This is a genomic window from Tomitella cavernea (assembly GCF_016599145.1).
Lineage (GTDB): Bacteria > Actinomycetota > Actinomycetes > Mycobacteriales > Mycobacteriaceae > Tomitella > Tomitella cavernae.
The window spans coordinates 1-8,410 of sequence record NZ_JAENKO010000084.1; the positions used below are offsets into that span (position 1 = coordinate 1).

The 8,410-nt window shown below is 67.9% G+C and carries 13 protein-coding genes; 4 read left to right on the plus strand and 9 right to left on the minus strand.

Annotated features, from left to right (window positions below; translation table 11 throughout):
• Positions 1 to 169: 169 nt before the first annotated feature.
• From JJ683_RS18055 to JJ683_RS18075, 5 genes are all read right to left on the minus strand, one after another.
• Entirely contained in the window at positions 170 to 457 is a 288-nt protein-coding gene (locus tag JJ683_RS18055; RefSeq protein WP_143910888.1) for a hypothetical protein, read from the minus strand.
• A 103-nt stretch (positions 458 to 560) separates the two neighbouring features.
• Positions 561 to 1,160 (minus strand): thermonuclease family protein, encoded by a 600-nt coding sequence (locus JJ683_RS18060; protein ID WP_200176157.1) that lies wholly within the window; start codon positions 1,158 to 1,160, stop codon positions 561 to 563.
• An 86-nt stretch (positions 1,161 to 1,246) separates the two neighbouring features.
• Positions 1,247 to 1,384 (minus strand): hypothetical protein, encoded by a 138-nt coding sequence (locus tag JJ683_RS18065; RefSeq protein ID WP_200176158.1) that lies wholly within the window; start codon positions 1,382 to 1,384, stop codon positions 1,247 to 1,249.
• Positions 1,385 to 1,478: 94 nt separating this feature from the next.
• The gene (locus JJ683_RS18070; RefSeq protein WP_200176159.1) at positions 1,479 to 1,817 is read right to left on the minus strand and encodes a hypothetical protein; all 339 of its coding nucleotides are present in this window, start codon (positions 1,815 to 1,817) and stop codon (positions 1,479 to 1,481) included.
• Positions 1,807 to 2,640 (minus strand): ParA family protein, encoded by an 834-nt coding sequence (locus JJ683_RS18075; protein WP_200176161.1) that lies wholly within the window; start codon positions 2,638 to 2,640, stop codon positions 1,807 to 1,809. Before JJ683_RS18075 ends, JJ683_RS18070 begins: the two co-directional genes overlap by 11 nt.
• Before the next feature lie 262 nt (positions 2,641 to 2,902).
• Here JJ683_RS18075 and JJ683_RS18080 point away from each other — a divergent pair, with 262 nt between their 5' ends.
• From JJ683_RS18080 to JJ683_RS18090, 3 genes are read left to right on the plus strand one after another with little or no spacing between them, the layout of a single operon-like run.
• Complete coding sequence (locus JJ683_RS18080; protein WP_200176163.1) at positions 2,903 to 3,352, plus strand: ImmA/IrrE family metallo-endopeptidase; 450 nt, start codon at positions 2,903 to 2,905, stop codon at positions 3,350 to 3,352.
• The gene (locus JJ683_RS18085) at positions 3,352 to 4,293 is read left to right on the plus strand and encodes a hypothetical protein (protein ID WP_200176165.1); all 942 of its coding nucleotides are present in this window, start codon (positions 3,352 to 3,354) and stop codon (positions 4,291 to 4,293) included. The genes JJ683_RS18080 and JJ683_RS18085 overlap by 1 nt, the downstream gene beginning before the upstream one ends.
• Positions 4,236 to 4,835, plus strand: a complete 600-nt coding sequence (locus tag JJ683_RS18090) for a phosphatase PAP2 family protein (RefSeq protein WP_200176167.1) — start codon at positions 4,236 to 4,238, stop codon at positions 4,833 to 4,835. Before JJ683_RS18085 ends, JJ683_RS18090 begins: the two co-directional genes overlap by 58 nt.
• Here the strand turns inward: JJ683_RS18090 and JJ683_RS18095 are convergent.
• The 4 genes from JJ683_RS18095 to JJ683_RS18110 all read right to left on the minus strand — a co-directional run bounded on the left by JJ683_RS18095 (position 4,779) and on the right by JJ683_RS18110 (position 7,360).
• Positions 4,779 to 5,234 (minus strand): transcriptional regulator, encoded by a 456-nt coding sequence (locus tag JJ683_RS18095; protein ID WP_200176169.1) that lies wholly within the window; start codon positions 5,232 to 5,234, stop codon positions 4,779 to 4,781. The genes JJ683_RS18090 and JJ683_RS18095 overlap by 57 nt on opposite strands.
• A 39-nt stretch (positions 5,235 to 5,273) precedes the next feature.
• Complete coding sequence (locus tag JJ683_RS18100) at positions 5,274 to 6,473, minus strand: Rep protein (RefSeq protein ID WP_207280364.1); 1,200 nt, start codon at positions 6,471 to 6,473, stop codon at positions 5,274 to 5,276.
• Positions 6,474 to 6,578: 105 nt separating this feature from the next.
• Entirely contained in the window at positions 6,579 to 6,779 is a 201-nt protein-coding gene (locus JJ683_RS18105; RefSeq protein ID WP_143910935.1) for a ribbon-helix-helix domain-containing protein, read from the minus strand.
• A gap of 128 nt (positions 6,780 to 6,907) precedes the next feature.
• Entirely contained in the window at positions 6,908 to 7,360 is a 453-nt protein-coding gene (locus JJ683_RS18110) for a helix-turn-helix domain-containing protein (protein WP_200176173.1), read from the minus strand.
• A gap of 589 nt (positions 7,361 to 7,949) precedes the next feature.
• Here JJ683_RS18110 and JJ683_RS18115 point away from each other — a divergent pair.
• On the plus strand, positions 7,950 to 8,410 hold a 461-nt coding region (locus JJ683_RS18115; protein ID WP_372435340.1), incomplete at its 3' end, for a hypothetical protein.

The window sequence follows — 8,410 nt, forward strand, 5'->3', positions numbered from 1 at the left end:
GCCCCGCCCGGCCGGCCCGCCGGCAGGCGGGCCGCTCCCCCACCACCGCCGCCGCGCCCCCAGGGCCGGCCAGGCAGGCACACCGCGGCCACACGGCCACCGCGGCGTGGCGACCTGCGCGGGAGCTACGAAAGCCGCGGAAGGGCCCGGCCGGGGCCAATGTGAGCCTTTACGCGCTGGTGGTGGGGTTTTCGCGGAGGCGGCTTGCCCGCCGGGTGGCTTCGTCCCAGGCGGTGTCGGCGAGGGTGAGGATGCGGGCGAGACGGGCGAGCGCGTCGCGGGTCTCATCGAGCGCAGCGGGTCCGCTGACCGGTTCGCCGAGCGTGTCGGTGCCGACGGCGGCGGGGTCGAGGCTGCCGTAGGCGAGAACGGCCTTGTCGATGGTGGCCCGCACTTCGGCAAGCTGGTCACGCCGCTCATAGAGCTGCTGGTAGAGGTCGTACGGGGTGGGGGTCATTACTGGTCATCCCTTCCTCGGCGGCGTGCTGCGGCGCCGTCGACACACATTAGGCGTATTCGATGTCAATAGACTCTTTTACGGGTGTTGCCGTTGTATGGGTCTATTGCGGGCATGCGCCCCACAGTCCGCGGCCGGCGGTGCGGGCGTCCGCGGCGGCGGCTGCGATCTGCCCGGCCTTGCGCACCGGGTTGTCGTGGTAGACGTATGGCTTCGCGTAGCCGCCGCGGGCTGCGGCGATCGAGTAGTCGCCGGTGCCGTCGAGCTCGACGTACCGCAAGGCGCGGCCGTACCGGTCGGCGGTGTCCTGCACGGGGTCGGTGCGCAGCGTGACGGTCTTGCCGTCGAGCATCTGGTGCGCGAACTGGCTGGCTTCGGGCCCGTAGCACTGGGTGGGCTGGTCGGGGTCGACGGTTTCGGGGGTGTCGATGCCGAGGATGCGTACGCGCAGCTGCGTGCCGCCGGCCTCGGCGATGATGGTGTCCCCGTCGACGACTCGTGTCACGGTCGCCGGCTCGGTGTGGCCGGTGAGCACACCGCGTTGGCGGTGTCCGGTCGTGACGCCTCCCTGCGGGTTGCTTGCCGCGCTGCTCGGTGCCGCGGCCGGCGTGGCGGGGTCCAGGCTCGTTGTGGCGCAGCCTGCGGTGGCGAGGGCGGTGATGCCGGCGAGACTGGCGGCGATGCGGATGCGGTGGTGGCGCATGGGATGCTCCTGTCGTCGTGAATGGTGCTGGGCACGTGCGGTCCGCATCGTGGCAGTGCCGGTTCGGCCGGTGCGGCAACCCGCGATCACGCGGCCCCGAACCCCCAGGTCACGGCGACTTGCAGCACTCCGACGGCGAGCACGTAGACGACGACGGCGCCGACCGCGAGCACGACGATGAGCGCGCCGAGGCGACGGCGCCGGTAGACACGGTCGGTTAGCATCCTGTTCTGGTACATACCAGGTCCTTTCTGGTGGTGTGCCAGGTCCTGGCGGGACTCCTACCTCCCGCCAGGACCACCTTCTTCGCTTCTGCAGTTATCCCTGGGGGCCTCGCCTGCTGCGCCCCTCGAAGACGGGGAACGGCTTGCCCGCGTTGTATTCACGTTCGAGGTGATCGACGTAGAAGTTGATCGCGGCATCGGCCATCGCCGAGATTCCGTCGGGCAGGTCGACGCGGCTGGCGGTGCCCTTCGTGGCGTCTTTGAGCCGCTGGACCGTCTCACGTTCGAGGTAGTAGCTCTTTTTGATCTTCCCATTGGCCAGGTACACGCCGGACGCATTGCCGCGGGCAGACTCGGGCGGGCGTTGCTCTGCCGGCACGGCGGGGTGCGGCCGCTGGCGCCGCAACCCGCGGGGTTCAGGCTTACTCGGCATGGACGTGGTCCTCTCGGGTGGCGATCGTGTCGAGGCACTGCCCGTACACGCGGGCGAGCTCACGTGCCGGGGCGGTGCCAAGGTCGGTCAGGCTGATGCCGGCCTCGACAGCTTCGGGTATCCAGGTGGCGCGCTGGATGGGCCGTTCGAGGTAGTCGAGCCCGTACCCGACGAGGGCATCGTCGAGGACGCTTTTCCAGTGGGCCATACGGCGGGTGCGCTCAACCTGGTTGAGCAGGACACCGGCAGTGACCAGGGCGGGGTTGATGTAGGTGCGCACGGTGTCGATGGTGTCGAGCAGGTCCTCGAACCCTTGCAGCCCGAACTGTTCGGGGCTGGTGGGGATGATGACGGCGGTCGCGGCGGCGAGCGCATTGGTCATCAGCAGGTCCATGTGCGGGCCACAGTCGATGAGCACGGTGTCGTAGCCGTCGGCATCGGCGAGGATCTCGGCGAGGCGACGTTCCCTGCCGACTCGCTGCGCCCAGGGCGCTTTGTCGGCGTCGGCGAGGATGACCCCGGGGGAGGGCAGGACGGTGATGTTCTCCCGGATGCCCGCCACGGTCAGGTCCGCGGGCGAAAGCGTGGTGCGCGGTTCGAGCAGATCGCACAGGGTGCCCTGGCCGGCAGGGTCGTAGGTGTCGGCGGCGAGGGCGTCGGTGAGGTTGCGCTGCGGGTCGAGGTCGACTGCGAGAACCCGTCGCCCGGCCGCGGCGGCGGCGTGGGCGAGGTGGTAAGTGCTGGTGGTTTTGCCGGAGCCACCCTTCTGGTTGCACACGGCGTATACCCGCCGCGGCCCGCTGATTCCAATGGAGTCCATCATAGTCCATATCCTATCATGGAGTCTATTAGGTGCTATAGGTGTCGTGTTGCGCATGGGATGGCCACATCCGCCGCCACCAGCGGCTGCACAGGGCACTACGCCCAGGCCACACGGCCCGCACGACGACGCCGTCGAAAGAGTCGAGGAACGGCCGACACTCGCGTGACGGCAAACAAGGGGGGCGCGCATACACCGTTCGGACGACACAGCGATGATGAGACCCGTGTTACGACGGGGACGGGTTGAACGAGCGGTACGGACGGTGTTGGACCGTGCGGACGCGTGTGGAGCGGATCAGACCACGCCGGCGGGGGTTCTTCCGGCAATCGAGCAGCTGCGCGACCGCCCGGTCTATCTCGACCTGGAGGCAAACCTTCCCAGCGCGATCACCGCACAGTGGTACTGGTGGCCTGATGCGGACTCGATCGCCGTCAGACGCGGCCTGCCCACTCGAGACCGTGCAGTGGCCCACGAACTCGGCCACATGATGCTGGGCCACGAAGGCGTGGCGGTGCCACTGAACCGGTGGACGCCGAACGCGGACACCTCCGCGTTCGCATGGACAATGCGCCGGCGCCGTAGCCGCGTCGAGTGGGATCACATCGAGTGGGAGGCGGAGCGGTTCGCTGCACTGCTCTGCTACGAGCTGCGCCGACGGGCCGGCTATCGACGCGCTACCCGGCCCGGCGTTCTCGCGGACGCGTTCGGCTGATGCCACTCGCGGCGATCCTCGCCGGCCCGGCCGCGGCCGGCGTGCTGACCCTGGCTGGCATCATCCGCGCGGTCCGCTGGCGGCGCACCCGCAGCGCATCGGCCGCTGCGACGACCGTCGTGCTGTTCGCCCTGGCAGTGGCCGCAGCGATCAACGTCGAACAGTGGTCCACGTGGATCGACTCATTCTTCGGCGCAGGTTTGGTCTGGTCTTTCCTGGTGTCGCGCTCCGCACTCATTGTGGCGATCGGAGCCGCATTGGCCCTGGTACGGACGACCCACGGCAGGCCGGCAGGTACCGCCGTGCACCTGACGGTGCTGGCCGTGGCCACGGAGGCTGCCTTCTTCTTCATTGCCGGCCGCGATTCGGGCTCCGGCCGCGAACTGCTGACGGAGGCGCACAATCCGTGGATCGTCGCCGCCGAGGTGGTCGTCGACGTATTCGCGGTGTTCGTCGGGGTAGCGATGGTGCGGCTCACGGCACGTTCTGCGGGTCTGTCCGATCCGCACCGGCAGGGCATGGCCGTGATGTGCGCCGGCGCCGCTCTCTGCCTGGCCTACGTCAGTGTGCGGCTGGTGGCCCTGTTCTGTGTATGGGCGGGAGCTTTGGGCATCGCCGCGACCGTTCTCGACGCAATCGTGCCTATCGCCGCGCTGGGGTTGTTCCTCGTCGCGGTCGGGTGCGTCTACGCACCCGTCGCACGGACCGTGGTGGCGCTGCGCCAGTACCAGGCGGTGCGCCGTCTGTACCGCGACGAGGTCGGCACGCCTCCACCACGCACGCTGCACACTGCACACGACGTGGACGCGATGGTCACTGAGCTCGCCGACGCGGCCGGCGTCACGGAACAGCTTCTACACGATGACGGGGAGGATCTTCGACAATGGGCGATGCGCAGGGCACGGTCTCGACCGCAGAAACTTCCGGGTGGGCGCGGATAGTCACCAACGTCGGTGCACCGTGGGTTCTCAATGCCGTGGTGCCGGTAGTTTTCGGGGCCGTTCGCGGTGATCTGTGGTGGTCGCTGTTCGTTTCCGTGATGGCGGGGATTCTGCCGATCCTGATGATCGTCGCGATGATGGCGCGCCGCAGTGTCGGTGATGTGCACGTGACGAACCGCGACGAGCGCACAGCGGTCCTCGGCGGCATCATCGCTCTCGCCGTGGCCGCCTTGGTGATCGAGCTGGCGGCTTCTGCGCCGACGTGGATCGTCGCAATGACGGTCGCCGGAGTAGCGACGATCGGGCTCATCGGCGCGATCACGGTCCTTGCCCGGTGGAAGATCAGCGTGCATACCGCGGTCGCAGGGGCCTGGATCGTCCTCGGCGTCGGCTTTATCAGTCCGTGGGCGCTGCTCGCAGTTCCACTGGCTGTATTGATCGGCTGGTCACGGCTGGTCTTGCGCGATCACACTCTCAATCAGGCCCTAGCGGGTTTTGCTCTTGGTGCCGGCGTCTCCTGGCTTGCGCTTCTTCTCGCGTGAGGCGCGCATACCCTCGACCTTGCGCAGGTGCTCGATGAAGCCTTCGACGGCGTCGAGACCGTCTGCGGAGAGGCCCATCGAGCGCGTCGCGATGCGCTCGACTCCCGAGTCACGCACTGCCGCGATCAGTTCGAGCTGCTGATCAGTGTCCGCGGCGAAGTCGTCGTCGTAGAAGTAGTCCGGTTCAACCCCGAACATGCTGGCAAGGTGCAGGACCAGTTGCCCTGCGACGCCGGTGGTCCCACGAGTCCCGCGGCGAATCTGGGCGATGTAGGAGGCGGTGACTTTGTGTCCTCGCCGGGTGAGCTCCTGGGCAATCTCGGCGTTCGACAGCGGCCCGCGTGAGGCCGGGTGGACGGTCTCGACGAGATGGTTCAGGCGGTCGCCGAAGGTGCTCACGGTGGGTTCCTAAGCGGGTATAGGTGGAAGCGATAGTGCTCATCCTAGACACCGGTTCTGGTTTCGGCGTTCTTCCTGCTTGGCCTTTTGCGAACGGCGGAACAGCGTAAGCGCGGCGGCCCGGCCGGCGGGGGTGCTGCCGGGGCCTCGATCGGCGGCGCGTGCCGCGGCACGCTGCACGCGGTCGGCGTGTGCTTCGGCGGCGCGGTCGGCGGGGGAGGGGCCGGTGAAGTCGATGCGCGCGAGGCGCCAGCGCAGCAGCCTGCCGGGGTCGGTGATTTGTGAGCGGTGGGGCCACACCCAGCCGCGTTCGCGAGTGTCGTGGTCGAGGGCGCGGGCGATGTCGCGGCCGCGCCAGCGTGTTGTGTCGATGCCGGCGGACTCGATGGCGTCGCACACACTGCCGGGATGTCGGCCGTCATCGAGCGTTACAGCGATGCGCAGCAGCTCGGCGGCGGCCCGTTGCAGGTGCAGGGGTCTCGGTCGGCGGGGAATGGGGTTGGGCGCATGGCGCGTTGCCTCGCGCGCACGCGCGCGTTGGTGATTTATCTTCTTAGGTGAGTTCTTCTTACGTACGTAAGAAGAACGGGATAGGTGGACAGAGTTTCTGCCTCGACTTTTGCCCTTGGCGGGGGAGTCGCTGGCCTTGCGGCGACGCTCGGCTGCGGCTCCGGTGATCGCCCATACGGGGCTTGTGAGCGCCCAGCGGGAAGCTGCGCGGTGCTGCCGGCCGCCGTGGTGGATTTCGGCGGCGTAGTGCTCGTCGCCGGTGAGGATGCGTCCGCGCGCCATCTCGACGGCGAGGCCGAGGGCGCGCAGGATCGCGCGGGTGCGTTGGATGGTTTTCGCGCTACCGATACCTGCGTGGCGGGCGATTGTTCGGCCGGCGGCGGCCACGTCCCTTCCGGTCCGCGAGTCGGCGAACGCCGCGATCGCGACGATGGCGATGAGGAACGTCGGCAGGGCGACCTTGTGGTACTTGCGCAGGCGCTCGCCGTCGGGGGTGCGGATGGCCCACCGGCATTGATTGAGCCAGTCGTGGCGGCCGGTCCAGGCGTTGACGGTGGTGTAGGCGCTCTCGGCCACAGGCAGCATGAACGAGCTGCCACGCTGGTCCGCCGCTAACGCTTCCGCCTGCTTTACCCGCTTCTTCGCGGCGGCGAGAGCGACGTCGAGTTCGTCGTCTGGGTTCGTTGAAACTGTTGCAGGGTATGAGCTACCCTGAGACGTACCAGGCAAGGTAAGTCCCTTCGGGGATGGAGAGACCGAGTAGCTGCGGCTCTCTCAACTTTTTGGAAGACCCCGGCGTTGGCGCGCTGGGGTTCTTCTTTTATCTGGGGTCCATCAGGCGATCAACGTCTGCGGCTGCTTCCCCCTCTCTTCGACGAGCTCGTGGGCACCGAGATGCTCCGCGAGTACGTCAGCGACGTACTGACTCCGCGAGGAGACCCCCTCATTGGCGCGCGCGCGTTCCACGGCCTCGAGGAGCTGAACCGGGAGTCGTACCGGGATATACGACCTCTGTCCTTTCGACGGCATCGCCATGGGGTCCTCCTTCGCGGCTGGAACCTGGTTCCGAATGGTGCTGCCTGCTAGCGAACCACGTGATGAGGGCGGACTTGCGGCGACACGCCGAAGCCATCGCGGCTGAGATTTTATTCTATAAAGCTATATCACAGTGTACGCAGATGGGCCGCGCGTGTCGCAACCGTCAGTTCCCAGGCGCGTATGACGAGGTCGGTAGTCGTCTCATACACCTCGGCGAGCGCGGCCGGCAGCTCGTCATCGATGTCTTTGCGGCCCTTCTCGATCCGCCCCAGGGTGCTCGGCGAGATGCCCAGGGTCTTGGCGACATCGGCTTGCGTGAGTCCGGCTTGCGTCCGCAGGTCGCTGAGCATGGCCTTCTCCGGAGGCAATACGACCAGGTCCTGGATGGTGATGTGCAGAGCCGTGGCGACACGGTCGAGGAGATGGGGGGTGGGCGAGTATCTTCCCGTCTCCCAGCCTGAGACGACGGGGGGCGAGACGCCCGCCAGGTCGCCGAGGTCGTCGATCGTGAAACCGCGCTCGGTGCGGCGCTGGCGCAGTCGCGCGCCAGAGAAGCCGCGGACAACGCTGCGAGGCACGGTTTCTCCTAGTCGGGGGCAGTCCAGGTCATTCGTGATTGTCATTGTCTCCGGTTCCGGCCGCGTTCTGATACCCTGCTGACGTTATTCTAGATAGTTATACAAGGGTGAAAGACTTGACGGGGGAGTCGAGTGCGATCATTATGGATACAGTAGTGCTCAACAGGTGATTATGAAGAAACAGAAGTCCTCCCGCGTCATGCATCAGCGAGGGGCCGTCGACGAAGGGGAGACGATGAGTGGACGGCACAACCGGATTGCATCGGCACCGCGAGCAGCGATAGTTGCGACCTTCCTGACAGGTGCGAGCGTTCTGTCTGCGACCAGCGCTGTAGCAGCTCAGCCCGCGATCTACCGGGTGCCCGCGGCCGACGTGGGCGCCGATGAAACAACCGTTCAACCTGGGCTCGGCGGCGGTGACAGCGAAACGGCCGGAGTCCAGCCGGGCCTTGGTGGAACCAGTGAGGAAGCCCCGGCGCCCGCGCCCGCACCGGAGCCTGCACCTGCTCCCACTCCGGCGCCGCAGCCCGAGACTGTCGGCGATGCCGACACGTGGGTGCCGGCCCCGGCCCCGATCGCGAACGCTCCGATGCGTGACGCACCGGACTACCTCGACGCCGGCGGGACGGGACAGACGCAGCCGGTCGTCAACACCCCCGTGGCTCCGTCGGGCGACACGGCCGCACCGGAGAACGCCGACGCTGGGGCGCAGTCGACGCCTGCACCCGCCGCCGACAAGGGGGATGCGGTCACCGATGCGGGTGTTGTCCGCTCGATCCGCCCGCCCGAGGGCAAGCTGCGGATCGGCTTCTACCAGTCGGATATCCCCTGGTACGTCTCCGACGAGGCCGCTGAGCGCACCAATTACACCGCCTCCTGGGTCGAGTCGGCCGTGTCGGACTACCAGCGCGACCAGGGCGTATCGGGTACCGAGGCGGACAAGCGGGCGGCAGCGACAGTGACCGCGGGCGCCGCGGGCGCCGTCGCCGGGGGCCTGGCCGGCGGCACCCTGGTCGCCGTCCCCGCGGCCGCCGCGTGCGTCGGCCCCGG

What these genes read in the sequence shown, in the direction of transcription:
- JJ683_RS18090 (WP_200176167.1), top strand. Translation starts at nt 4,236, where the DNA reads ATGGGCGATGCGCAGGGCACGGTCTCGACCGCAGAAACTTCCGGGTGG.
- JJ683_RS18075 (WP_200176161.1), bottom strand. Translation starts at nt 2,640, where the DNA reads ATGATGGACTCCATTGGAATCAGCGGGCCGCGGCGGGTATACGCCGTG.
- JJ683_RS18105 (WP_143910935.1), bottom strand. Translation starts at nt 6,779, where the DNA reads ATGGCGATGCCGTCGAAAGGACAGAGGTCGTATATCCCGGTACGACTC.
- JJ683_RS18055 (WP_143910888.1), bottom strand. Translation starts at nt 457, where the DNA reads ATGACCCCCACCCCGTACGACCTCTACCAGCAGCTCTATGAGCGGCGT.
- JJ683_RS18065 (WP_200176158.1), bottom strand. Translation starts at nt 1,384, where the DNA reads ATGCTAACCGACCGTGTCTACCGGCGCCGTCGCCTCGGCGCGCTCATC.
- JJ683_RS18060 (WP_200176157.1), bottom strand. Translation starts at nt 1,160, where the DNA reads ATGCGCCACCACCGCATCCGCATCGCCGCCAGTCTCGCCGGCATCACC.
- JJ683_RS18085 (WP_200176165.1), top strand. Translation starts at nt 3,352, where the DNA reads ATGCCACTCGCGGCGATCCTCGCCGGCCCGGCCGCGGCCGGCGTGCTG.
- JJ683_RS18070 (WP_200176159.1), bottom strand. Translation starts at nt 1,817, where the DNA reads ATGCCGAGTAAGCCTGAACCCCGCGGGTTGCGGCGCCAGCGGCCGCAC.